Annotated in this window: 22 protein-coding genes and 2 tRNA genes; 3 read left to right on the plus strand and 21 right to left on the minus strand. The window is 50.0% G+C overall.

Going from position 1 to position 25526, the window contains the following annotated elements:
* Positions 1-47: 47 nt before the first annotated feature.
* Positions 48-650 carry a hypothetical protein gene (locus HJV72_RS15800; RefSeq protein ID WP_208072396.1) on the minus strand — a complete coding sequence of 201 codons (603 nt, stop codon included), beginning with the start codon at positions 648-650 and terminating at the stop codon, positions 48-50.
* Between the two features lie 134 nt (positions 651-784).
* On the opposite strand from HJV72_RS15800, the gene HJV72_RS15805 reads away from it, so the two are divergent.
* Positions 785-1417 carry a YesL family protein gene (locus tag HJV72_RS15805; RefSeq protein WP_208072398.1) on the plus strand — a complete coding sequence of 211 codons (633 nt, stop codon included), beginning with the start codon at positions 785-787 and terminating at the stop codon, positions 1415-1417.
* A gap of 62 nt (positions 1418-1479) precedes the next feature.
* Here the strand turns inward: HJV72_RS15805 and HJV72_RS15810 are convergent, their stop codons facing one another.
* The 6 genes from HJV72_RS15810 to HJV72_RS15835 all read right to left on the minus strand — a co-directional run bounded on the left by HJV72_RS15810 (position 1480) and on the right by HJV72_RS15835 (position 8548).
* Positions 1480-2046 (minus strand): sugar O-acetyltransferase, encoded by a 567-nt coding sequence (locus tag HJV72_RS15810; protein WP_243765672.1) that lies wholly within the window; start codon positions 2044-2046, stop codon positions 1480-1482.
* A gap of 113 nt (positions 2047-2159) precedes the next feature.
* A complete protein-coding gene (locus tag HJV72_RS15815) occupies positions 2160-2987 on the minus strand; it encodes a carbohydrate ABC transporter permease (RefSeq protein ID WP_208072400.1) in 828 nt (275 codons plus the stop codon).
* Between the two features lie 13 nt (positions 2988-3000).
* Positions 3001-3927, minus strand: coding sequence for a carbohydrate ABC transporter permease (locus HJV72_RS15820; protein WP_208072402.1), 927 nt, complete (start codon positions 3925-3927; stop codon positions 3001-3003).
* A 19-nt stretch (positions 3928-3946) separates the two neighbouring features.
* Positions 3947-5230, minus strand: a complete 1284-nt coding sequence (locus HJV72_RS15825) for an ABC transporter substrate-binding protein (protein WP_208072404.1) — start codon at positions 5228-5230, stop codon at positions 3947-3949.
* A gap of 90 nt (positions 5231-5320) precedes the next feature.
* A complete protein-coding gene (locus tag HJV72_RS15830; RefSeq protein ID WP_208072405.1) occupies positions 5321-6643 on the minus strand; it encodes a Gfo/Idh/MocA family protein in 1323 nt (440 codons plus the stop codon).
* A 15-nt stretch (positions 6644-6658) separates the two neighbouring features.
* Positions 6659-8548, minus strand: coding sequence for a DUF5696 domain-containing protein (locus HJV72_RS15835; protein ID WP_208072407.1), 1890 nt, complete (start codon positions 8546-8548; stop codon positions 6659-6661).
* A gap of 151 nt (positions 8549-8699) precedes the next feature.
* On the opposite strand from HJV72_RS15835, the gene HJV72_RS15840 reads away from it, so the two are divergent.
* A complete protein-coding gene (locus HJV72_RS15840) occupies positions 8700-9668 on the plus strand; it encodes an AraC family transcriptional regulator (RefSeq protein WP_208072409.1) in 969 nt (322 codons plus the stop codon).
* Between the two features lie 168 nt (positions 9669-9836).
* Here the strand turns inward: HJV72_RS15840 and HJV72_RS15845 are convergent, their stop codons facing one another.
* From HJV72_RS15845 to HJV72_RS15870, 7 genes are all read right to left on the minus strand, one after another.
* The gene (locus HJV72_RS15845; protein ID WP_208072411.1) at positions 9837-11219 is read right to left on the minus strand and encodes an aminopeptidase; all 1383 of its coding nucleotides are present in this window, start codon (positions 11217-11219) and stop codon (positions 9837-9839) included.
* 126 nt (positions 11220-11345) lie between these two features.
* Positions 11346-11480: a peptide-methionine (R)-S-oxide reductase gene (locus HJV72_RS20015; protein WP_256435979.1), complete on the minus strand. Its 135-nt coding sequence runs from the start codon at positions 11478-11480 to the stop codon at positions 11346-11348.
* Between the two features lie 114 nt (positions 11481-11594).
* A tRNA-Cys gene (locus HJV72_RS15850) sits at positions 11595-11665 on the minus strand.
* Between the two features lie 153 nt (positions 11666-11818).
* A complete protein-coding gene (locus tag HJV72_RS15855; RefSeq protein ID WP_208072413.1) occupies positions 11819-13252 on the minus strand; it encodes a carbon starvation CstA family protein in 1434 nt (477 codons plus the stop codon).
* A gap of 157 nt (positions 13253-13409) precedes the next feature.
* Positions 13410-14138, minus strand: coding sequence for a LytR/AlgR family response regulator transcription factor (locus HJV72_RS15860; protein ID WP_208072415.1), 729 nt, complete (start codon positions 14136-14138; stop codon positions 13410-13412).
* Positions 14135-15835, minus strand: coding sequence for a LytS/YhcK type 5TM receptor domain-containing protein (locus HJV72_RS15865; RefSeq protein ID WP_208072417.1), 1701 nt, complete (start codon positions 15833-15835; stop codon positions 14135-14137). Before HJV72_RS15865 ends, HJV72_RS15860 begins: the two co-directional genes overlap by 4 nt.
* Positions 15836-15991: 156 nt before the next feature.
* Positions 15992-16063: transfer RNA gene (locus HJV72_RS15870), tRNA-Glu, on the minus strand.
* 183 nt (positions 16064-16246) lie between these two features.
* Between HJV72_RS15870 and HJV72_RS15875 the strand changes: the two genes are divergently transcribed.
* Positions 16247-18445, plus strand: a complete 2199-nt coding sequence (locus tag HJV72_RS15875; RefSeq protein ID WP_208072419.1) for a DNA topoisomerase III — start codon at positions 16247-16249, stop codon at positions 18443-18445.
* Positions 18446-18557: 112 nt separating this feature from the next.
* On the opposite strand, the gene HJV72_RS15880 is transcribed toward HJV72_RS15875, so the two are convergent.
* The 7 genes from HJV72_RS15880 to HJV72_RS15910 form a co-directional block, all read right to left on the minus strand.
* A complete protein-coding gene (locus HJV72_RS15880) occupies positions 18558-19190 on the minus strand; it encodes a DUF1847 domain-containing protein (protein ID WP_208072421.1) in 633 nt (210 codons plus the stop codon).
* A 30-nt stretch (positions 19191-19220) separates the two neighbouring features.
* The gene (locus HJV72_RS20020) at positions 19221-19709 is read right to left on the minus strand and encodes a glycine/sarcosine/betaine reductase component B subunit (RefSeq protein WP_208072423.1); all 489 of its coding nucleotides are present in this window, start codon (positions 19707-19709) and stop codon (positions 19221-19223) included.
* A gap of 31 nt (positions 19710-19740) precedes the next feature.
* On the minus strand, positions 19741-20496 hold the full coding sequence (gene prdD / locus HJV72_RS20025; RefSeq protein ID WP_208072425.1) for a proline reductase cluster protein PrdD: 756 nt from the start codon (positions 20494-20496) through the stop codon (positions 19741-19743).
* A gap of 26 nt (positions 20497-20522) precedes the next feature.
* Positions 20523-21638 carry a DUF3810 domain-containing protein gene (locus HJV72_RS15895; protein WP_208072426.1) on the minus strand — a complete coding sequence of 372 codons (1116 nt, stop codon included), beginning with the start codon at positions 21636-21638 and terminating at the stop codon, positions 20523-20525.
* 156 nt (positions 21639-21794) lie between these two features.
* Positions 21795-23174, minus strand: coding sequence for a DUF6612 family protein (locus HJV72_RS15900; RefSeq protein WP_208072428.1), 1380 nt, complete (start codon positions 23172-23174; stop codon positions 21795-21797).
* Between the two features lie 100 nt (positions 23175-23274).
* Positions 23275-24150, minus strand: coding sequence for a tocopherol cyclase family protein (locus HJV72_RS15905; protein ID WP_208072430.1), 876 nt, complete (start codon positions 24148-24150; stop codon positions 23275-23277).
* A complete protein-coding gene (locus HJV72_RS15910) occupies positions 24150-25520 on the minus strand; it encodes an FAD-dependent oxidoreductase (protein ID WP_208072432.1) in 1371 nt (456 codons plus the stop codon). The genes HJV72_RS15905 and HJV72_RS15910 overlap by 1 nt, the downstream gene beginning before the upstream one ends.
* Positions 25521-25526 lie beyond the last annotated feature (6 nt).

Here is a 25526-nt window from a genome sequence, read left to right on the forward strand (position 1 = left end):
TCCTTTCCGATGCAATATCGATAATTGTTACTATTATTAGTGTAAACCTATTTCCACATATTGTCAATGTCATTTAATAATTCTAATACCTTCCGCGCCGCCTGCTTATGCTGCGCATTGACGGGTATGCCCGCATAGATCTCATCGTACTGTACGTCCACCAGTTCCTTTATTGCCCCTTTATTGGCAAGCACAAGCGCATCACCGTCAAATCCGCCCTGCTCCTTATATTTAACATATACCTCCTCGGGGCAGATGAGCACATCGACGGAATTGGCACCAATCAAAGTCGTGAGCGCCGTCTCGGATGCGGAAGTATCATCCTCCCCGGATATGTTCGCCTGGATCCGCACTATATCATGCTTTTCATCGGCATGAAGATACTCTTTTATCTCCCGTTCCAGCTTATCCGTATCCTGTGCATTGCCGCCGACGATTACCACGCTTACTACTACGTTAGTCTTGCTGCCCTGATATATAGCTACCCCAAGATAGACTGCCGCTGCAGCCAGCAGTGCAGCCGCGAACCATACTTTGTAGTACATCCAGATGTATTCTATCTTACCGCCGGTACTCATTGCCTTAAGCTTCCTGATTTCTAACTGTCTCTTTTCTTTTTTGGTCATATCGGATTCGCGCTTCTGTTCCATACCCGTATTCCTTCCTTAGTAAATTCCTGCTATATTCATCAGTGTCACGTTGCTTTTAACAGCCGTTTTCGGTATACTATCTATATGCAGCCCGTTTAGGGCGTTATAAAATCCAAAGATAAGAAGGGGAACCTATGAGAAGTTTATTTAGCCCTGATAATGCGGTTATGCAGTTTATTGCCAAAATATTTGATTTAGTCGTTCTGAATTTGATCTTTATCCTGAGCTGTGTGCCTGTCATTACGATAGGTGCGTCCATCAGTGCCCTTTATTACGTCAGCCTTAAGATGGTGCGGGGGGAAGACCCGTATATCTGGCAGAACTTCTGGAAATCCTTCCGGCAGAACTTTAAGCAGAGTACCATTGTCTGGCTGCTCCTAATTGCCGTATCTCTATTCCTTGGCATGGACTTTTACATTATCAATTTTCAGGACACGGTGTTATTTGCAGTTGTCCGTACCGGGCTCTGGGTCATATGCGGTATATTATTCTCCATGTTCGTTTATATCTTCCCGGTAATATCCCACTTTGTCTGCACCACCAGACAGGCATTGAAAAATGCCGCGCTCATGGCTATTGCCCACCTGCCTTACACGTTTCTTCTGCTGGCAGGCCATGCGCTTATCGTGTTTCTCTGCACCTTTTCCACTAAGACCTTTGCCCTTGTCGTCGTGCTCAGCGGCATCTGCGGCTTCTCCGTATTCTCTTTTACGGCCTGCATTTTATTCAGCAGCATATTCAAAAAATATGAAACGGAGGAGGTCTAAAGAGACCTGCACTCCGCAACAGTGTTTCCTATATGATCCAGATGAAGGCATCTTATCTGTCATTACAGTTCTTTTCTCACCCTGCAGGGATTTCCGTATGCCACCACATCAGCGGGAATATCGTTCGTCACTATGCTCCCGGCCCCGATTGTGGTATTCTCTCCAATCGTCACGCCCGGAAGGATTATTACTCCTGCGCCGATCCATGCCCCGCTGCCTATCGTAACCGGGCGATTCATCTGCATCCCCTGTCTTCTCAAGCCCGCGTCGAGAGGATGCGCCGCTGTGGCAATCGTTACGTTTGGCCCAATCATGACCCCGTCACCGATACAGATATCCGTATCATCGACCAGCGTCAGATTGAAGTTGACATAGACGTCATCTCCAAGGTAGGTATTCTTACCCCAGCTTGCCCGCAGAGGTGGTTCTATCACACAGTGCTCACCAATGCCGCCCAGAAGATTATGAAGAAGCCTCTGCTGCCGCTCTCTGTCGGAAGGTCTGGTCTGGTTATAGTCATAGACGATATCATTGAGGCGCCATTGTTCCTCATACAGAGCATCGTCTGATGAATTGTACATCTCACCGCTTTTCATCATTTCCTCAATTGTCTTTTTCCTCATCTCCATACTGCTTCTCCCTTCATACTCCCTATTACCCGTCATCTCACAAAGAAGGTTCCTGTATTATGAAAATGGGAGAGAAGGTTCTACCCTCCACTCCCATGTAAATAAACGACTCTTTAGCCTTTGATACCGGACTGTGCCACACCTTCGATAAACTGTCTCTGGAAGATGAAAAACAATACGATGATGGGAATGACCGCCATGACCGCACCGGCCATCTGCATCGGATACTTTGTCGTGTACTGCCCCTGTAAGGTGGCAAGCGCCGGACCAAGTGTCATCATCTTCGGGGATGTGTTGACGATCAGCGGCCACATAAAGTCATTCCAGGCAAATTTTGCCGTAAAGATTACCAGCGACACGATGCCCGGCTTCACCAGCGGCAGCATAATCTTTCCAAATATCTGGAATCGGTTGCAGCCGTCCAGTATCGCAGCCTCCTCAAGTTCCTTTGGAAGAGACATAAAGAACTGTCTCAGAAGGAACGTACCAAATGCACTGAAGAGGTTCGGCAGAAAAAGCGCAGGTATCGTGTCAAGAAGACCGACTTTCTGAATAATCAGGTACTGTGGAATCAGGAAGATCTGTCCCGGAACCATAAGTACGGATAAAATCAGGATAAATATTGCATTTTTGAACGGAAATTCAATCCGCGCAAATGCATAAGCAGCCATAGAGCAGAATGTTACCTGTACCGCTGTCGTAACAAGCGTAGATATGATTGTGTTCAGGTACACTCTTGCAAACGGCAGTGCTGTGACTATCTGTGTGTACGCATCCAGTAAGAACTGTTTTGGAAAGAAGGTGGGCGGAATCTGCATTGCTTCACCTGCCGTCTTAAAGGATGTAAGTACCATCCATATAAATGGAAATACCACGATTGCAACACCTGCAAGAAGAATCACATGCACAATGATTTTTTTGGTACTCGCTTTATTTTTCATGCACTTCTCCTTCCTATTCGTAGTTGACCCATTTTTTCTGGCCAATCAACTGGATTACTGTCACAATCATGATAACGGCAAATATAAGAATCGATATCGCCGCAGCATACCCTTTATGCCCATAATCGAATGCCTGACGGTAGAACAGCATAACAACCGTCTGCGTATTTTCATATGCCGGATTCGTCTTGCCTATCATCATGTAGATGACATCAAACACTTGGAATCCGCTGATAATGGACGTTATTAAGACGAAAAATATTGTCGGGGTCAGCATTGGTATGGTAATCTTGAAAAACTGTGCAAAGGTACCGGCCCCATCAATGGATGCTGCTTCATAGTAAGACCGGGATATCCCCTGCATGCCGGCAAGCAGAATAATCATATTGTATCCCACTGTCATCCAGATACCTACCAGCATTATCATAAAGAGCGCAGTAGATCCATTCGTAAGCCATCCATGGCCCTCTCCTCCAAGCCCCTCAATCACGCTGTTCAGGATACCCATCTTCTCGTTATAAATCCACTTCCATACCATAGATACTGCTGCCGCCATCGTTACAGACGGAAGAAAATACAGTGTCCTGTATATAGAGGTTCCTCTTATCTTGGAATTCAAAAGCGCGGCCAGAAAGATGGATAGGAAGATTCCAATCGGCACCGTGAAGATAACATACTTGAGCGTATTGCCAAAGGTTCTCCACACTTCCGAATCCTTAAATATGTCTATGTAGTTCTGCAGCCCGACAAAAGTAGCTACATTAAATTTGCTGACCTCATTAAAACTAAACCAGACGTTCTGAATAAACGGCCAGATATAAAATACGAGAAGCCCTAAAGTGACCGGTGCGATAAATATATACGCAGCTACCCAGTCTTTTTTCTCTCTGCTGCCTGCCCGTCTCTTCGGTATGCCTGCTTTTACTTTTTCACCAGCCATACTCTCACCTGTCTACTTTCTATTTTGCCAGCAGTGCGTCTGCTTCTGTTTTCAGTTCTTTACAAGCATCTTCCAGCGTCATTTCGCCTGTATATGCTTTTGTCAGCCATGTGGATTCCAGATCATACAGCTCTGCCGCCTTCAGGCACACAGGCAGCGGATATGCCTCGTCTGCATGATTCGTGTATGCCGCAAGGTTGTAATCCGGGTTTGCTTCTGCAAAATATTTCTGTGCGTCCGTCCTTGCAGAGATGACAACGCCGGTCTCGCCCTGGATCTTCATCGCCTCTTCGCTTCCAAGCCAGATTGCAAATTCTGTAGCGGCATCCTTATTCTTGCTTCCTTCGTATACGGCGTATCCAAGTCCGTTGATGCAGTTGTCTTCCACCCCGTTAAAGGTAGGAATCTCTACACAGTCAACCTTATCTGCTATTGCATCGTTACCCGCATATTCCGGTACCATGTAGGAGCCTGCGAAGTTCATGGCAAGCTGGCCGCCCGAGAACATAGCATCTGGCGTAGTCTCAGCCAGCGCTGAAGCCTTTGGTGAAAGCCCTGCCTCGATAAAGTCAATCCAGCACTGGATGCCTTCCTGGGTCTTAGCATCTGCGTATCCTGTCTCGGTTGCATCGTCATTCAATATCCAGCCGCCATTCGCATATATGGTCTGGTAATACCATGTCTGGAAATCGACCGGGCAGGCAAACGGATATACCCCATCCTCAAGACCTGCTGCCTGTAATTCCAAGGCCAGCGCCTTTAGATCTTCATAGTCCATATCATCCGTCGGATAAGCCACCCCTGCCGCGTCAAAGATCTCTTTGTTGTACCAGAGCGCATTGGTATCAAAGTCTTTTGGAACTGCATAGTTAGCGCCATCCCGCACATAGTTATCAATCAGCGTCTCTGAATAATTGTCCGGAATGTCTGAATCGGCAATTGCATCTGTCAGATCTGCCAGAATGCCGCCGTCTACATAAGAGTCCACATGTAGCACATTCAGCCAGAATACATCCGGAGCCTTTCCGCCTGTCGCTGAAGCCTCTAACTTCGTCCAGTATTCACTTCCCTTATATGGGGTGAGCTGTATTTCGACGGTCACGTCTTTATGCTCTGCTTCATATGCATCAACGAGCGCCTCCATCGCGGGCCTCTGGTTCTCGTCCCAGATTCCAAATGTTAATTTTGTCTTGCCACCACTGCCTGAACTCTCTCCTTTGCCGTTTCCACAGCCTGCCAGCAGAGCTGCCCCCATTACAAATGCAAGTCCAAGAGCTGCCAGTTTTTTTAAGTTCTTTCTCATAACTTTCCTCCTTCTTTCTAGTAGGTTTTCTTGTTTCTCCGACCGATTCCGGAACCGGCCGGTTTATATGATGCTTCTTTGGCTAAGAAGCTACATACTGAATTGACTGCAGAATGTATCCAGCTCTATCACTGCCCCGCCGCGGATTCTTGATTCTTCCGCTGCAAGAGCGCAGTAATGGCTCTCCAGAGATCTATCCAGGGAGGTTACATTGGGACTCTCTTGTATCCGTCCGCTTACAATATCAACAAATTCCTCTACCATCTTCATATCACCGCCCCCATGGCCTGAAAAATCATCAGACAGAGAGGCGATATCCACATGTGTCTCTGTGATGTGCGGATTGAATTTTCGTATAACTATTTCATTTCTGTCAAATGTATTGACATCCATATTGACAATCAGCTCACCCTTCGTACCCATAAACCTTGCGTACCTGGAAGTATCCGCCGAAAATGCACACATGGTAAAGCTCATGGTCGTATTGTCTGTCATGTTCAGATTTACCACCTGGTGGTCCACCACATTGTTGTCACAGTGATACACGCATCTGCCGTAGGGTCCTGTCTCGATAGCCTCCTTTATCTTTTCTTCGGTCGGTTCTCCAGGTGCCAGTACATTAAGCGGCCAGATTCTGTTGCCGCTGTTGTATCCAATCAGCTTATTGTCCATGTAAATCGCTTCCGCATCAAAGGGACAGCCCTCCTTGGCCGCACAGCCGTCCAGGCAGCGCTTTGTGCTGCCCCTCGGGGCCTGCTCCTCTTTAAACAGGTACGTATTCCCATAGGAGGACAGTGACTTGCACGTCTTTCCCGCCAGCCACAGATACAGATCCATATCGTGGCAGCTTTTCTGCAGTATCATAGGGCTTGTCTTGTCTGCATCCGCCCAGTTCCCCCGCACGAAACTGTGGGCCTGATGGAACCATCCTACATTCTCTATTGCCGCAATGGAGACGACGTCACCGATTTCCCCTGCCTCTATCAATTCTTTCACCTTTCTGTATATCGGCGTATAGCGGAGTACATGGCAGACGATTACATTGCGCTTACACTCCTTTGCTGTTCTGGAAAGTATTTCAAACTCCTCCGGATCAGGTGAAACAGGCTTCTCCAGCAGAAGATGATACCCCTTTTCCAGTGCAGGAATCGCGTGCCCCACATGCTGCCTGTCCTGTGTGGCAATAAACATCACATCCGCCAGACGGTCTGCCTGAAGCATGTCCTCTGCACTTGCAAAGCAGGACTCCTTTGGAATGCCAAATTCCCTGGCCGCATATTCCACCCTGGCCGGATCCGTGTCAGCCACAGCAGCTATTTTCATTTTGTCCGGGTATACTTTTGCCGCCTGGGCATATACGTCATGCCCTCTGCTGCCAAGCCCCGCAATCGCGACAGTCACACATGTTCCCATAATATCCTCTCCTTTTTATCCGGCTATCACATACTCTTGCTTATTGAAATCGACAGTCACTGTCGTCCCATCTGCAAAATACGTCCTTTGTACCTGGCAGTCGCCATCGACCATCTCATGCCGTATCATCTCGCATTTTGCAACCTTTTTATGCAAATCAGAGACAATCCGGCTTCTCCTGATGTTATCTTCTATCGCCACCTCTGCCCCGACTTCAAAGGAGCCGTCCGTGTTCGGGTACGCTCCCTCCCTGATTAAATATGGTGCTCCTCCGTTTAAAAGCGCATATAGCATATAATCTTCTTTTTCACTCACCTTTTCCATCATCCACGGCTCAATGATGCAGTCGTGGTATACAAGGTTATAAAGCGGTACCGGAATCCCCTCCTTAGGTGCGCCCGGCTCCCTCATCATAAAGTCATACGGCGCGTAGTGGCAGAATACCAGGCTTGGGATGCACCAGTCGCTCACCTCTTCCGAACTTGGGAGCAGCCCCACTGACATAAGGTATTCAAAGCACTGGTTCCGGTAATCGCAGCAGTCACGCCTTGTCATCCTGTGGAACGGGTTCGCACATTCATCCCCCTCATTGCAGGTGAACACATCAAGATAGGCACAGTCTAATCGAATATCATGGCGCCTGATTCTTGAGAAATTACGCTTTACATAAAAAGGTGCCTGTGAACCGCACAGGAATGCCTGCGGGCCTCCCGCCCATCTCTGGTGGGCAGGGACCGTACCGTCCGCCAGCCTGCATGCATAGTGCTCGTCGTAGCTTGGGGAGGCCAGGTAGTAGTCACGGTACTGGTCGTGGACACCGAACAGATATCCCAGCTCATGCATCGTATCCGCAAGGGATTTCATGCCTGCCCATCCGCCTGCCGCTTCACATGCCGGGTAGTAGTCCGGGTGCTGGTTGTCATAGCCCGGCTCCGCCCATCCGTCCAGATGAAGATAAAGCTTCTCTACCCCGAGCTCCTTCAGGCGGCGCATCTCCTTCTCCCTGGCCGCAAAGGTCGTCAGGCTGTTGTTCTTATCCGGCGCTTCCGGATCATAAAAATCGGAATCCTCCTGTACCGCGTTCTTGATCCCCTTATGTACGAAAGCACACCCTATGAGCCTGTCCACCGAAGGGTTCCTGGCCGCTTTTTCTGTAAGGGTCCGCAGCCTTCCCTGCTCTTTTACGTAGGTCCGGTATACCTTGCAGATATCATTGTAATCACAGTCATTCAAAAAAGTATATCTCACGATTCTGCGGTATTCCATCTTACCAAGGCTTGGCTCAAACCGGATCCCCGTGTGGGTGTACGGCCCCCCCGCCGGGTGCTCCGCATTATAGCCTGCATTCCACGGCGTGGTGCAGATTGCTATATACCCTGCCCGGTCCCTGACCTGGGCTATCCACGGCATGTAACCGCCTGCCGTTCCGAAGAATCCGTCGAATACCACAGACGTAAGCTCTGTCGCCCAGTCGTTCGGAATCATCAGCCCCTGCTGGTGGTTCAACAGCGTGTACCAGCTCTCCTTCTTCTCTTCAAATTCCATCTCCCCCGGCCAGTATACAGCTTTTACGCGAAGCCCTTCTTCGCACAGCGGAATCCATTCACAGAACACGTCCCCGGTAGCCGCTTCTATCCAGACAATCGTGTCAAACGAATAAGATACTTTAATTCCATCTACTTCAAATCCTTCAAAGTGGCTCTGGATTCCGTTCCCCAAACCGGTTTCGATGGCTTTATGTGTCACCAGGGCTGCATCTTGAAAGCAGACCGTACCCTCCTCACATTCCAGCCTTGCCTTTGCTTCCTCTCTCCAGCTCCAGCTCTCTTCTCCTTTACTGAACGTATAGCAAAGACTTTCTTCATCCAGGCGTAATTCCATATCATTTGCTCGTACACTTGTCATATCGTCCCTCTCTTTTGGCAATAGTGCCTATATATATTTACCATTTTCTACCATTATATTGGCTTCTGCACAATTTTACTTACAGGATTGTCTGCCATTATTGTCATATTATCCTGATTCTGCTAGAATGACTTTTAAGGAGGAACGTATCATGACTTATATAAAAACACGTCTCAAACGCGATATTGTAATAGACTCCGTTATCACGCTCCACTATTTTGAATACATGAAGGATTTTATTTTTCAGGGGGAATCCCATGATTTCTGGGAATTTCTTTATGTGGATAAAGGAACCGTCTCCGTCCGTTCCGACGACGACTGGCTGACGCTTAACACGGGAGACATCATCTTCCATAAGCCGAATGAATTCCATGCCATACGGTCCATCGGGAAGAATTCGCCGAACCTAATCGCGGTGTCCTTTACGACAGAATCTCCGTCCATATCCTTCTTCTGCAATAAAAGCTTTACCCTGGATATGCAGGAGCGCTCCCTGATATCACTCATCATCAGAGAGGCAAGGGATACGTTTTCCACGCCGATGCACATTCCTTCCGTGGAACAGGTCCAGATCAAAAGCGAGACGCCTTTTGCTTCACAGCAGATGGTGCTTCAATACTTAGAACTGTTCCTCATTACCGTCTGCCGGAACCATCAGGAAAGCGCGGGGCACGCCCAGACCCTTGTACGCAGGTCATCACCGGAAAAGGAGATGGCGAATGAAACGCTCCTTGATCAGATTATCCAGTACATGGGCTACCACGTCTGCGAACGCCTCACGGTCACCGCCATCTGTGAAGACTTCTCTATCAGCCGCTCTGCCCTCCAGACTCTGTTTCATGATAAGGAAGGATGCGGGGCCATCGATTACTTCAATACGATGAAGATAGAGCGGGCCAAGGAAATCATCCGTGAGGGCAGCATGAATTATACGGAGATTGCATATTTCCTGTCCTACAGCTCTCTCCCCTATTTCTCCAAGCAGTTCAAAAAGGCAACCGGAATGTCGCCCCTCAAGTATTCTTCCTCCATCAAGGGGATGACCGAAGCGCTGAAGAAACCCAGTACGAAGAACCGTAAGCGGGAAGTCAAATATCCCGCCGCAAAGAACGGGGCATGAAATTTGCAGCGCTGTGAGCCGCGGGGTATTTGACCCTCGCGGCAGTCGCCAAGGTCTAGCGGGCTTGACTTTGGCTCGTTGCTCGCGGGAATAAATAAAGGCGTACAGCACCCATGGCCTGGGGTTGTACGCCTTGCGTTCTTATCACGATTAACCAATTGCCCGTTTTTAAAACTCTGCCTTTAAAAATGCTTCGTATGCTCTCACCGCTTCGTAGATGTCGGCTTTGCTTGCGATCTCCCACGGGGCATGCATGGAGAGTACCGCCACGCCGCTGTCAATCACTTCCATGCCGTACGCTGCCATGATATAGGCTATCGTACCGCCGCCGCCAAGGTCTACCCTGCCAAGCTCTGCTGTCTGGAACTGTACATTGTTCCTCTCCATGACAGCACGAAGCTCTGCCATATATTCGGCATTGGCGTCATTGGAGCCGCCCTTGCCTCCTTTTCCTGTATACTTGTTGAATACCGGCCCGTGTGCAAGATACGCTGCATTTTTCTTTTCAAAGGCCTCCTCGAACATAGGGTCAAATGCGGCGCTCACGTCAGAGGATAGCATTTTAGACTTAGAAAGTGTCCTGCGAAGTGTCAGTTCATCATACTGTCCGCATAAAGACAGGTATTCTGCCACTGTATTTTCAAAAAATTTAGAAGTCATGCCGCTTGCGCCGACGCTGCCGATCTCCTCCTTGTCAATCAGAATGCAGCAGGAGGTTCTTTTGACCTCTTTCTCTGATAGCATGGCGAGCAGAGAGGTGAATGCACACACCCTGTCGTCCTGGCCGTATGCCATCACCATGCTGCGGTCAAGTCCGCACACCCTTGCTCTGCCCGCCGGGACAACCTCAAGCTCTGCCGATAGGAAGTCGCCTTCCTCTATCCCATAGGTTTCATCTAATATCTGAAGAATCTGCGCTTTTACCGCTTCTTTTTCTTCTCCCTTGACCGGACGGTTTCCTATCAGAAGGTCCATTTTCTCCGCATCCAGGAACTTGTCTGCCTTCTTCTCCATCTGCTCGTAGGCAAGATGGGGCAGCAGGTCTGTTATGGCAAGTGCCGGTTCGTCTTCCCGTTCACCGATGACGATATCAACCTTTGTCCCGTCCTTCTTTATGACAACCCCATGTAGTGCAAGCGGCATTGCAACCCACTGGTATTTCTTGATTCCACCGTAATAATGGGTATCGAGATATGCCATCTGAGCATCCTCATACAGAGGGTTCTGTTTGATGTCGATTCTCGGCGAGTCGATATGCGCGCCGAGAATATTCATTCCGTTTACAAGTGGCTCAGAGCCTGCCTGGAAAAGTACAACGGCTTTTTCCGCATAGTCCATATATACCTTGTCGCCTGCCTTTACCGGTTCCCTTCTCTCAATCAGGTCCTTCATATCACGATAGCCCGCTTTTTGCGCCAGCTCCTTCGTGATGCGTACACATTCCCGCTCCGTCTTTCCCAGGTCAAGGCATGTCAGATACCGGCCGGTCACACCCTCCAGTTCCTGCAGGTGCGCTTCATCATATGTGTTCCACAAATTCTTTCTGTCCATGTACGTCATTCCCCTTTCGTCTCTTTACAGCTCTTGTGCTGTCATCCATTATATCGGACGGGGGCAGAAAAAGGATTGTCATATTATCTATTTGATTTGTGGAATCGTCCAAACTCTGTCAGGCCTTTATGCTAGTAATTCAAATTTATCAGCAGAACTGAAAAGCGGCTCACCGGTCACAATGTCAACATAAATCCCCTTTTCACTTGCCTTTCTACTTTCCTGTTTTGCTGTCATATCTTTCTCCTTTCCATTGACCATCCTATCCTCTTGCCCGATAGGCATATTTTCAGTATTCCCTTTTTTGTCGTCAGCCGTTCTTATTTTTAATAAAACAAAAAAGCCTCGGAAACCTGAATTTCCGGGCTTTTCAGAAGGCGCCAACCAGAATCGAACTGGTGATAGAGGTGTTGCAGACCTTTGCCTTACCGCTTGGCTATGGCGCCATATGCTATTGAGGCCACATCATATCTTTTGGAAGTGACCAGTTGTTATTATATCAAAGCTTTGCCGTTTCGTCAATAAGAATATTCATAATTAAGACCCAAATTCCCCGCCAGAGGATTTTCTCCTGGCGGGGAATCTGGGAGGGACTGTTATTATTCAGCAGCTAATTCTTTACCATCTGCTTTTTCCGTCTTCTTATATATCAGCAGCAGGAACGCCGCTAGACATCCGATCGCAAATATAATTCCCGCCGGATAGGCAACCGATGCGCCAAGCTTGAATCCTTCCGGCGCCATCAGGATATATGTAAGGCTGACTGCTGACATGAACGTCGCCGGAACCACGGCTATCCATGGGGCAGTCTTGTTCTTCACCAGATACGCGCCTGCCGCCCAGAGTGCTATCATCGCCAGCGTCTGGTTGCTCCAGGAAAAATATCTCCATACTATCGTGACATCCACCTGTGTCAGCAGTGCGCCCACTGCTAACAGAGGTATCGTAAGTGCAAGACGTTTCTTAATAGGCTTCTGTCCTATCTTGAACCAGTCTGCTATCGTCAGTCTGGCGCTTCTAAATGCAGTATCCCCTGAAGATATCGGACAGGCAATGACGCCAACCATCGCTATTACGGCGCCGACTGGTCCAAGCAAAGTATTGCAGATTTCATACACGACGCCGCCCTGGCCGCCCAGGCGAACGACCGCTTCCTGAAGTCCGCCTGTAGTCTCATAAAAAGCAACCCCGGCTGCCGCCCACACAAGAGCGATGACGCCTTCCGCCACCATCGCGCCATAGAAGATTTTCCTGCCGTCCGTCTCTTTTTCCATACATCTCGCCATAAGCGGGGACTGTGTCGCATGGAATCCGGAGATGGCACCACACGCCACTGTTATGAACATGAAGGGCCAGATGCTCTGTCCGTCCGGATGCAGGTTGCTCAGCGTAAGTTCCGGTATATGATATCCTTTTACGATTATTCCGCCTGCCACGCCTATGCACATGATTACAAGGCAGATACCGAATATCGGGTATACCCTGCCGATGATCTTATCGATTGGGACAAGCGTCGCGAGAAAATAATATCCGATTATCACTGTAAGCCAGAATGCCGCATTCAGTGAATTTGGAGTCAGCATTGCAAGAAGGTTCGCAGGTCCTGTCGCAAATACGACACCTACCAGGACGAGCAGAACCACGGAAAACACCCGCATGATGTTCTTCATGACCGGTCCAAGATACAGGCCGACAATCTCGGAAATGCTGCTGCCTTTGTGCCGGATCGATATCATCCCGGACAGATAGTCATGAACCGCTCCTGCAAAGATAGTTCCGAATGTTATCCACAAGAACACGACCGGCCCCCAGTAAGCCCCCAGTATCGCGCCGAAGATAGGGCCAAGCCCCGCGATATTGAGGAGCTGAATCAAAAAGATTTTTGCCGGATGCATCTTTACATAGTCCGACCCGTCTGCCATCGTAGTTGCAGGGGTAGGCCTGTTATCCGGTTGGAACGTCCGCTCGACAAACTTTCCATAAATCAAATATCCGCCCACAAGTATTATCAGGCATACTAAAAAAGTAATCATAAAAACACCTCTCCTTCCTCTGTTTTGAGTCCCTCCTTTATTTGAAAGGATTCTAACATATACAGATTCAGGATTGGTGCTTTTTTGTCTATCATGTATATATATCTGTGTAAAATGTTGTTTTTCATGTGCATGATGCCATCATTTCCTCCGCCATTCACGCATCGAGCAGTTCTTTGAGCTGCTTCAGCAGCCCCCGGCTCACGGTCAGCACTTCCTTTTCATAGCCGAGAAGCTTGACACAGCTGCAGTTATTGATCCACGGATAGACTTCCACAACGTATTTCAGATTAATCAAAAAGCTCTTCTGTATCCGGAAGAAACCCGAACCTTTCAGCCGCTCTTCATATGCGCTGATCGTTCCTGTACTGGCAATCTCCCCGCCCGTCGTATGGATGATGCACTTTCTCTTTACCGTCTCCAGATATACGATGTCCTCCACGTTTACGACCACAAGCTTCTTCTCTGTAGGGATAGAGATCCTCGTAAGCCGCTGTCCCTGCCCTGTCGCCTTATCATCCAGCGCAAAGAACCGCTCCAGCGTCTGGTCCACCCTCGCCTTGTCATATGGCTTCAATATGTAGTTGAGCGCCTCTACATCGAACGCCTTCTCCGCATAATCGTTATACGCAGTGGCAAATACAATCTGTGCACAAGGATGGCTTCTTCGTATCATGGATGCCAGCACCGTCCCCTCGATGTCCCCGAGATGGATATCCAGAAAAATGAGATCCGGCTCCTCTTCCGCCAGGACTTCGACAGCCGCCTTACCGCTTGCAGCCTCCAGAATCTCTGCCTCCATCCCCCTTTTCTCAAGGCTCTGGCGAATCAGGTATATGAGCTCGCCTCTTGTAAGCCTCTCATCTTCAATAATCATTATCTTCATCCGTGTCTCCCTCCTTTTGGTATAAGGAAACTGACTGCCGTACCTTCCACGGAACTTTGTATGTGCAGTCCCCCTGCAGCCCCATAGATGCTTTTCAGCCTTTTATGTACATTGGCTAATCCGACCTTCTCATGGGGCATCTTGTCTTCCGCAAGTGCGCCCATGACCTCACCGGGCATCCCTTTCCCGTTATCCTCGACAACTATCCGCACGCCCCGCTCGATAGCCGACACGCTGATATGCACGCTTCCCCTCTCCCGCTTCATGGCTCCATGCTTCACGGCATTTTCCACAAGAGGCTGAAGGATAAACTGAGGCACTTCGATATGAAGTTCCTCCGGGACATCTATCTCAACAGAAAGCCGTTCTTCAAAACGGGCCTTTTCAAGCCGCAGATATGCCCTGACATGGTTCAGCTCCTCCTGGATGTCTATCATATAGGATTTCGTCTGCAGCGTATTGCGGAAGTAATCACCCAGAACTACGAGCAGCTCCCGCGCATCCTCCGGCCGTTCCCGGCAAAGCGCCGTTATGATGCTGAGGGAATTAAAGAGAAAATGCGGATTTATCTGGGACTGCAGAGCCTCAAACTCTGCCTTCTGGCGCAGCTCTTTCTGCTTCTGCAATTCGGACAGCTCCAGCTGGGTCGATATGATATTCGCCAGCCCTGCCACAAAATCCCGGTCCAAATCCACAGATATCTTGTACTTGTGAATGAGCAGGGAAAAGCTCCCGATCACATCCTTCTCTCTTCTAAGCGGGGCCGTCAGCATCGCATGGTTCTCCAGTATCCCCTGCGTTGCCGGATCATCCCCTGCATGCTCCGACAGGCATACCTTATCGTTCTCCATCGCCTCCATGATAATACGGGGAACCTTATCAAGCTTCTTCAAATCCAGGTTAGGGTGAAGCGCATGGGTGCACAGAATATCATTCCAGTCGGTAAATATCACCCCGTCTTCACCGGTATAATCCACGATTACCTCCGCAGCCTTGTTCAGGCTGCCTACATTATACAAGCCTTTCCTAAGGTAGGGCAGGCACTGGTCTGTAATGCCGAGCACCTTGCGTACGCTGTCCGCAGACTTCTTATCCTGCTGGATTAGGATAGAATTGAAGATGTGGATGAAGATGACAAGGCCAAAGGAATTGAATATAATCATAGGAAGCCCTATCACCTTCACGAGCGCCCACGCAGCCTCATATGGCCTGGCAATCAGAAGGATCAGGACCATCTGCAGGATTTCAGCCGCTGTAGTGATAATAAACAGATCCCCGTGCCGCCATTTGTGCTTCCTCACATAGCCGGAAAAAGCCGCGCCGAGAAGCCCCTCTACAATCGTAGACACCGCGCAGGCCGCCGCGGTCAATCCTCCGATATCACAGAGATATCTGTGGGCCCCCGCGATGAGAGCCGCTCCTATGCCTACCACCGGACCGCCCAGGATTCCCCCGGCCATCACTCCGATTACCCGGGTATTTACGATGGCTCCCTGCACGCTGATCCCGGTGTAAGTGGAAAGTATGCTGATTCCACCGAACAGGAGCGACAGCAATATCTTGTCCTTCCATCTGCCGGTCTTTCCCGCATACCGGAAAAAGATCCGCTTCATCCGGTCAGATTTCGTCAGCCCCTGGGCAATCAATGCCAACAGTCCGATATTCAGCATCAGATTCATAAAGATGTCCAGAACCATATGCTCCCCCTTCCCAACGTCGTTATCTTTCGTGTATATCCATATATCTGACTATATTCTATCATCCATCATACGGCCTGAACAGCTAAATATGCTTTCCGCGTAACAAAAAAACCGCTGGATTCCTTTAGAAAAGAATCCAGCGGACTTTATGGATGACCCCGACGGGAATCGAACCCGTGTTACCGCCGTGAAAGGGCGATGTCTTAACCGCTTGACCACGGGGCCATATCACGCTTGCCTTAAGCGTGACCGAGACTTATGTTACCATATATTATCAGGTTTTGCAACAGTTTTCTGCAAAAACCGCTCTTTTCTTCTGCGATGTCCCATATATCCAAAACTGCCGTGGTTGACAAACGTCCTTCGATTCGTTATGTTGGTAAGAGATATTTTGAAAGGAGACTGCTTATGAAATCCTTAGTATTAGCAGAAAAGCCTTCCGTAGCGCGGGATATCGCCCGGGTGCTCCACTGTCGGAAGCAGATCCCAGGCGCTATCGAAGGTGATAGATATATCGTGACATGGGCGCTTGGACATCTCGTGACCCTGGCTGACCCGGAAGGCTATGACAAGAAGTACAAAGAATGGAACATGTCGGACCTCCCCATGATTCCGGGAAGGTGGGAACTCGTCGTTATCAAGCAGACATCGAGGCAGTATCAGTCCGTCAAAACGCAGCTCTTCCGCAAGGATGTCGCAGATATCATCATCGCCACCGACGCAGGACGGGAAGGCGAGCTTGTGGCCCGGTGGATCCTCGACAAGGCCGGCTGCCATAAGCCCATACGGCGCCTCTGGATATCTTCTGTCACCGACAAAGCGATCCGGGAGGGATTTGCAGACCTGAAGGACGGCAGGAACTATACGCCCCTTTACCTCGCCGCTAAAAGCAGGGCGGAGGCTGACTGGCTTGTGGGCATCAACGCGACACGGGCGCTGACATGCAAATATAACGCCCAGCTGTCATGCGGACGTGTCCAGACCCCTACCCTGGCCATTATCGCAAGACGTGAAGAGGAGATCCGGCAGTTCCGGCCAAAGGACTTCTATGGGCTGGAATGTACGGCAGGCAACGTGAGATGGACCTGGCAGGACAAGAAAGGCGGAAGCTGCCGCAGCTTCAACGAAAGCTATATCAAGGACATCTCCGCCGGTCTGAAGGATGCCTCCATGAAGGTTGAAGAGATCAAAAAAGCATCCAAAAGAACACTTTCTCCTGGGCTGTATGATCTGACCGAACTCCAGAGGGACGCCAACAGGCGCTTCGGCTACTCCGCCAAAGAGACGCTGAACATCATGCAGCGCCTGTATGAGAACCATAAGGTGCTCACGTATCCAAGGACGGATTCGCGCTATATCGGCACCGATATCGTCCCAACGATCAAAGAGCGGCTCAAGGCGTGTTCCACAGGACCATATAAGAGCATCGCAGGGAGTCTGATAAACAGGCCGCTCCAGGTTAACAAGTCTTTTGTGGACGATAAGAAGATAAGCGACCACCACGCGATCATTCCGACAGAGGAATATGTACAGCTCGACCATATGTCCAATGAAGAACGCAAGATATACGATCTCGTCGTGCGCCGTTTCCTGAGCGTGCTCTACCCTCCCTTTGAGTACGAGCAGACGACCATGAAGGCTGCTGCCGGCGGCCAGGTATTTCTGGCAAGGGGCAAAGTGGTACGCTCGATGGGATGGAAAACCGTCTACGAAGACAGATGGGACGACGATGATGCCGGTGATACCGCTTCCGAGCCCGGACCAGCGGACCAGGCCCTGCCTGAGCTTGCGGAGGGCCAGACCCTCGCCATATCCGGTATCCGCATCACCACAGGAAAGACGAAGCCGCCGGCCCGGTTTACAGAAGCCGCCCTCCTCTCTGCCATGGAGAATCCCTCCCGATACATGGATTCCACGGACGCAGAAGCACGCAAGACGCTCGGGGAGACAGGCGGACTTGGAACGGTGGCCACCCGTGCGGACATCATCGAGAAGCTGTTTCACTCCTTCTATATAGAGAAGAAAGGCAAGGAGATACTCATCACTTCCAAAGGCAGGCAGCTGCTGGAACTCGTCCCCGGAGACTTAAAAAGCCCAGAGCTCACCGCAAGCTGGGAGATGGAATTGGCAGGCATCGCTAAAGGAACCCACAAGCACACCGAATTCATCCAGGAAATCCAGGATTACACGAAGGCGCTCATCGAAGAAATCCGGCGCGGGGACGGCACCTTCCGCCACGAAAATGTGACAAATGCCAAGTGCCCCCGCTGTGGGAAACGGATGCTTGCCGTGAACGGCAAGAACTCCCGGCTGCTCGTATGTCAGGACCGAGAGTGCGGCTACCGCGAAACGATAGCCCGCACAAGCAATGCACGCTGTCCGGTATGCCATAAAAAGATGGAGCTAATCAAAAAGAATGAGGAGGAAACTTTCGTCTGCTCCTGCGGCTATAAAGAAAAGCTCTCAGCTTTCAAAAAACGAAGAGAAAAAGAAGGCGCGGGCGTATCCAAAAAAGACGTCCAGCGATATATGAAAGAGCAGAACAAAAAAAAGGAACCCCTCAATAATCCGTTCGCCGATGCGCTGGCCAAGATAAAACTGGATTAGAGAGGAATCCCGTCAGGAAGGCAGCCGGGAGGGGTATGGACACCGCGCTTATGCGTTTTTCGTCCTGTCCCCTCTCCGGCTGTTCTGCCGTGATACGTTCCGGCTCATGTCTCTACAGCCCGAACTTCCCTTTATAATAGCTCTCTGCATTGTACAGCGCTGCCGCCGGATTATGTCCGAGCACCCTGTCCTTTGTCAATGCGGTAGTGACAAGTGCATCGGAATATTTATAAAACAGGCTGTCATGACCGACGCAGAGGCCTACCACTACGTTCAGATCTGTCTGTTCTTCATTCAGCAGCTTTGCCTGCAGTATCGGATTGCACATCGTCTTGCCCACCCCTTCACATTTCTTCGGGATGCCGACATCCACCTTAGGCACCGTTCCCACCTTACAGCCTACACCATAGACTTCAAATCCATGTTTCCGCAATATCTTAGCGAGCATCCTGCTCTCTCTGATTAAGCCGACACAGGTAGCTATCCCTATCTTATGCGCCCCTATCTTACGGGCGAAGTCCATAATCTCTTCCACTCTGGTATACTGGCAGTAATGTTCATATTCTACTTCTGCTGCCGCAACCATGGCTTTCTTGTTATCTTCTTCCTCATAGCAGGCAAGGGCTTGTGCAAACACCTTCTCATCCATATGCGTCGTCAGGCAGAAAGAAGGGAACCCCTTATCACCGTCATTACAATTTGTCACTGCACAGTCGATGCAGGACAGCTTCTTTGAATCTTCCATAATTGCCACCTGTACAGGGCATGTCCCGCCCTATCCTTCCTTCTCCTTTTTTCTCATTTTCAGCTTCAGCATTGCCAGTGCTTTCCTCACGTCCGTCTCTGTCACCGTATTCTGCGCCAGCACCGTCGTCTCGTCACCGGCCTGCCGGCCTTCGTCCAAAGTCTTGTAATAGCAGAGAACGCCATCCATGTATTTGTTCTGGACGACGAAGTCCCCCGCCGGACAGAGGCTCAACGCCACGACAGGAATGCCTCTCTTTTCTGCCGCCTCAATAGAATGTGCATAGTCAATATGGTTATTCCCCAGTCCGTTGCAGGAGAACACCGCTCCGTCCACACGCATGCATTCAAGGGATACACCCACTCTCTCCGCCGATAGATATTTGTCCTCATTCTTATCCGGGGAGCCGACTATCACTATCCCTCTCAGGTTCACATCCTGATCTTCCGACAGGATCTCGACGAGAGGATCCCTGTAATAGTGCAGCGTCGTCTCCTTCATACTTGTTCCAAGTCCCATAATGCACCTCCTCTTCCTTTCCGGCACGACATCAGTCCATGGCATGCATGATGCCGTCACGAAATTCATTCGGTGTGACGATTACCGGCATGCAGCCCATATCGATAACCGAATGCCCACCTTCAAAGCCGCCCGGCTCCGTTCCAAACAGCCTCGTATCGTACACAGCTCCCTGCCCCGACACTTCCTTTACGATAACGACATCCTTGCGCCCCTGTTCGTACGTCTCCTGAAATACGTGCTTTTCGGTACACTTGTATCCATTAAAACGTTTCATCTGTTCCCGGAATATCTGGCAGAATCTGTCGCAGGCACGGTGTATTGCTTCCGGCCCCGAACGGTCCGCCCACGTATTCTCCATAAGCACCACATCAAAAGATATGAGGATGTCGCTCTTAAGCGGCGTCCCGGCTTGCCCCCAGGCTATCTTCTCCTCCAGGATTCCGTCACTGGCGCCGAAATTGCACACCTGCCTGCCGCTTTCATCTATCCCTGTAAGGATAACATATACGCCTGTGAGGGTATGGGTGATGCCTTCCCCTACTCTCCCGAGCACTTTCGCGGACAGGGGAATAACGTCCATAACCGTATTCGTATGCTGCCGGTGCTCATCCGGCCGGATAATCCGAATCTGTATATCCCGAATCAACGGCTCCTGATCGCACAGCTCCTGCGCCGTCTCCCTGCATATTGTCATCGTCCCGTCCACCGTAATCTCATTCTGCCCACCGTAGGAGACATCGTCTACGTGATACGCCCGGACCGTAAGTCTTGACCCTGTGTCCATATGCTTGTTCACCTCCATGGCCGCCCTCAATCTGAAAGGGCATAATAATATGCAACAATCAAATCTACCATTCTGTCGTAGCTTTCTACACCTTCTTCCTGTCCGTTCGCCTTCAGATATGTATCGTTTACCTGGTTAGCCACCTCCGCAATCCTTCCGTCGTACTTCTCCCAGAAATCATGATTCGCCTGCAGGTCAGGTTCAATCTCTGCAGACAGTCTGGCGCGCACTTCCTGATAAGCCTCGTAGTCTTCTTTGTGCAGTATATTCATGCAGTAGATCCACCCCATGAGCCTCCCGCTGTATTGGAAATCTCTTCTTTCCGAGTTGGTACAGGCAAGCCAAGCGATGAAATTGGCCTCCTGCTCCTGCATAAAGCCTTTCAGATGAGAAAGCTCGTGGCAGGCCGTAAACGGTATATTATAATCTGTCATCGCACTGTTATAATTTGCCTCTATTGTAAACGGAGAATAGATGCCGGTCAAGTTCTGTACGGATAATATCCATGAGTTAAGAAGGCCTTTGGGAACCGGATAATACCCGGACAGTTCATGGTATGTCCGTCCAAGAGCCTCCATTGCCTCTACCGCTCCTTCTGTTTCATTCTTGTCAAGTGCCATGACCCCATCATCGCCGCGGCCGACCAGACCGCCGGCTGCGTTGACCTCGTCCGTGAGCCAGATGCACACTTCCTTCAGCTCTTCCACCGTATATTCTCTTGTCTTCAGCCCTGCGCTGTCTGAAAAAGAAGTCCGCTCATAATTCACCCCGCAGTTCAATGCATAGACCAAAAACAGTAGGCCTGCTGTCAGAAATAACCCTGTCAGCAGCTTTGCTGCCGCGGCCCGTCCGTCCTGCCTCCTCAGAATCTTAAGCACCGTGCGTGCCGCCCATACCGCCAGCGACAACGCCAGCAAATAAAGCCCAATCTCTGCGAGGGAAAAAGGGAACAGCCCGGATACCCGTCCTATGGTCCCTTCCAGCCTGCTGTAGATATGCCGCGAGTACCAGTCCGCCATGCCGCCAACCCTTTTTGCCGCATATAGCAGGAGAAGGCCCGCCACAAAGCATATGCACCCGGCTGTCATCCTTCTCATATTTCCGTCTTTTTGTCCCTTACCGTCTTTTCTGTTACGCTCCATATGTACCTCTCATGCCCATCCGCTCTGCCTGTTCCTGATATTAAGTCTAACAATATTCCGGCACGATTACCAGTGGAAGATATGTGTAAAACCAAGAAGGGGGGGACAGGCAGAAGGCAACCGGGGTCAGTACCGGCTGCCTTTGAACTGTTCTGCCTATTCGTATCTAGTCATAGACATCTGGCACACGTTATTCGTCTCCGGGTCTATATCAATCTCACACTGGCTGAAATAGCTGCTTTCGTCCGACCATGTAAACATATGCAGCGACTCCCCTTCATATGTGTCATCTGTCTCCCCGTACTTCGCCAGCACGTCATCCTTAGCGGTTCCAACAGCTATGCCGCCCGGAAACAGAATGCTCAATCCTCCTTCAAGGCCGTACTCATCTACGGATATGCCGCCCACGAGGCAGTCTTCTGCCTTCTTAGCCTCGCCTGATGTATTGATCAGGTCTACCATAACTTCATTCCCGTTCTTGTCTACAAAATACGCCAGTACATAATCGTCCGCCTCCACGGCCGTATCTGCCGGGGTATCCTCTGTGTCAAGAGCCAGCCCTGCCGCTTCAAGGTCAGATATGCTACAGGGAAGCGTTACGACCTTCTCTCCAATCTGGACTGTATAGCTGTTCCATTTATCACCTAATTCCTTGCTCTGCCTGGCCGGTGTCGCCTTTGCCTTGTCTGTATCATCGTCACCGGAATCCCAGTCAAAACCGCTCCCGGCATCCGCAGCCTCTTTTGCTTTTTTCGGTACTTTGATTTCATCCACCTTGTCATATTCGTTGTAAGTAAGCTCCGCATAGTATTCATCTACTTCTAATCCTTCGTACTCATCACCCATCATTTTGGCAAGTACGTCTTTCATATCTATATGGATTCTGGCCGGCAGGATACTGTCCTCGTAGATGTCGATGACACACGGAATCTTAGCGTCTTTTATTACATCAGCGTCCAAATCCACACCAGAAGTAACAGAATCAAGCATATCCTGATCGATAATCCCGCTTAAAAGTCCGCCGTCAACCTTTCCTGTAAGCTCATAGCACTTTTTATCATTGACTTTGACAAGGTCCTTCTTAATATCAAACGACTTATAAGCCTTTTTAAGGCCTTCATACATGCCTTCATCCAGGACATTTTCTTCTGAATCCGCAGTCTGCTTTGTCCATTGTCCCTGGATATATGTATAAGATATGATTTCATCTTTTTCTTTTACCTGGTAGACTTCCATATCCGTTCCGAAATCGGTGCTGCCGAACTTGATTCCCACCTTGCCTTTTATATGGCTTGCCTCCGGCTTTTTCGTAGCGGTGATGTCTGCATCCAGATCTAGTGCCAGGGTATCTGTATCATCCCCCATCTCAGCAGCCAGCTTCATGTTGCTTGATACTGATTTAACTTCTTTGCTGTTCTTGTACATATCTGTCAGCAGATTCTCTGGGGTCGCCTTTTTGCCGCACCCTCCGGCCATCAGAGCGGCTGTGAGCAGCACAAGCCCCAGAAGCCAGACATTTTTCAATTTCTTTTCCATAACCTCTCCTCCATCTTCCTTTCTGATATTTTAATAATCAAAGCTATCGCATCTCTATTATGCCATAAAATTAACAAGAAGAAAAGCACAGCGGCAAAGGTTATGTCCGCTGTGCTCTTACTGATTCAAAGGATGCACAGTTATCTGTTACATCCAATATACGCTCCTGTCCGTTCCACATCTGGTACCGCACCCTGCATACCGGACTTTCCCGTATTACCCTGCACATGCTGCCTTTCTGCGGGGCATACAGCCCAAAAGACCGCTCCCCAAGCTTCGTAACTTTGAGGTGCATCTTCCCTTGCTTCACATGCACTTCGCTCTCACTATAGTGTATGATTCTGGCACCAAGGTACGTAGCCATGCGGTACATATGCCCGCCGATATATGCAGCGCTTATCGTACCGAAAAAGCTCCTTCCCCAGAGCGGCACGTCAGCGGCGGAGAGCATGATGCTGCCTTCCTGCCTGCCGGTAAGCAGACACTGTGTCCACACATATTCTTTCGGAAAGGAATGCCCCCAGTCAGTCTCGATATATCCCAGGCCGTTTTTCATCTCTATCATAGTCCCGTTTACCGTCAGAGTGCCTTCTGCCCGGTGCCTCATGCTCACGACGCCATGATTGCACTCCAGAAACGGAAGCAGCCGGAACGGTCCCATGATATTCTTTTTCAGTCTCGTAAACGGTCCGTAGCTGATTTGTCCCTGGATTGACAGTTCCTTGCTCTTAATATTTATCCGGATGCCCTTTTTTGAGAACAGGTTCTCCCCCATTTTGATTCTGAAGTTCTTCTTATCAATCCTGCACTCGGATACCGGGTAGGAGACGCACCAGGAACCTTCCTCCGTAATGACCTGTATAGAAGCCTCCCACTCCCCTGTTATTCCTGCATGGACTGCGGGGATAAAAGCTATCATTTTGCCGTCAGCCTGATGCTTCACGTACCAGCCTTCAAAATAAGGAAACTTGTCCATCAGCTTTCACCTCCAATACTTATGTCTTTCTGTGCTGGGCCGTCCGTCACTCTTCCTTTACAATCAAACCGGGAGCCGTGACATGGACACTCATACGTCTTTTCATCGGGATTCCATGACAGATGGCATCCGAGATGGGAACAGCGGGTAGTCCGTACGTTTTCCTTTCTTTCCTCCGGAAGCTTGGACGGCTTTGCCAATGTCGTCGCCGTGTGGCCGCTTTCCTTGATAAGGCTGCCAGCCGCGCTCCGCCCGATATGGCGCTGTGGAGAAAAGACTTCTTCATAAGGATTCTTCTCACCGCAGATCTGATCGGATAGTATCATGGCAGACACCATAGAAGAAGTCATGCCCCATTTTTGGAATCCCGTTGCCACATACCAGTTCTGCTTCCTGGCGCTGAACCGGCCGATATAGGGTACTGCGTCCAGCGTCATGCAGTCCTGCGCAGACCACCGGAACGCCTCTTTGCTGCCCGGCCACCAGCGGGCGGCCGCACCCTCCAGCTTCTTGTATCGGCCTCCGTACTCGTTATCCCCTGTCCGGTGTGCTCCCCCTCCGATAAGGAGGAGATCTCCGGCTGTCCGCAGGGAAAGGCTGTCCTCATCAACTCCCAGATAGACGCCATTTAACGGGGACGCCCCTTTCACTGCCAGCACGTAGCTTCTCTCCTGATGCATTCTCATAAAATAGTAGCCTGGCATGTTTACGAACGGATAGTGGCTGGCAAATACGATATTTGCAGCCTGCACATTGCCTTTATCTGTTTCCACCCCGTTATCTGTCACCTTTAATACTTTCGTATTCTCATATACCGTAACTTCTTCAGACAGTGCTTTTAAGAACTTCATCGGGTGGAACTGTCCTTGAGCATCAAAACGGAGGGCCCCTTCAATCCGAAACGGTAGTTCCGTATCCTCTGTCCATTTAGCCGGAATCCCGAGACGCAGCGCGGCCATATATTCATTGTGGAGTTCTGTCTTTTTCCTGTCCGCATACAGATATGCCGGGCATTCCTTCCAGTCACACTCAATCTTCAGCCGGCGTATCACGGACTCATATTCTCTTACAGCCGCCTGGTTGGCCTGCGCGTACTGTCTTGCCAGCGCCTCGCCCTTCGCCTTGATGAGCCCCGCGTATATCAGGTTGTGCTGTGATGTCACTTTGGCAGTCGTGCATCCTGTCTGCCCGCATCCGATGCGTCCTGCCTCAAGCACAATACATTCCCGCCCTTTTTTCTGCAGTAAAAAGGCGGTCAGTATCCCTGCCATACCGCCCCCGATAATAACGGTATCTATACTGATGTCCCCGGCGAGTGGATTGCGTGCCGGAATCGATACGGTCTCTTTCCAGTAGGATTTATTCTGCATATTATT

Source organism: Extibacter sp. GGCC_0201, from assembly GCF_017566055.1.
Taxonomy (GTDB): Bacteria; Bacillota; Clostridia; order Lachnospirales; family Lachnospiraceae; genus Extibacter.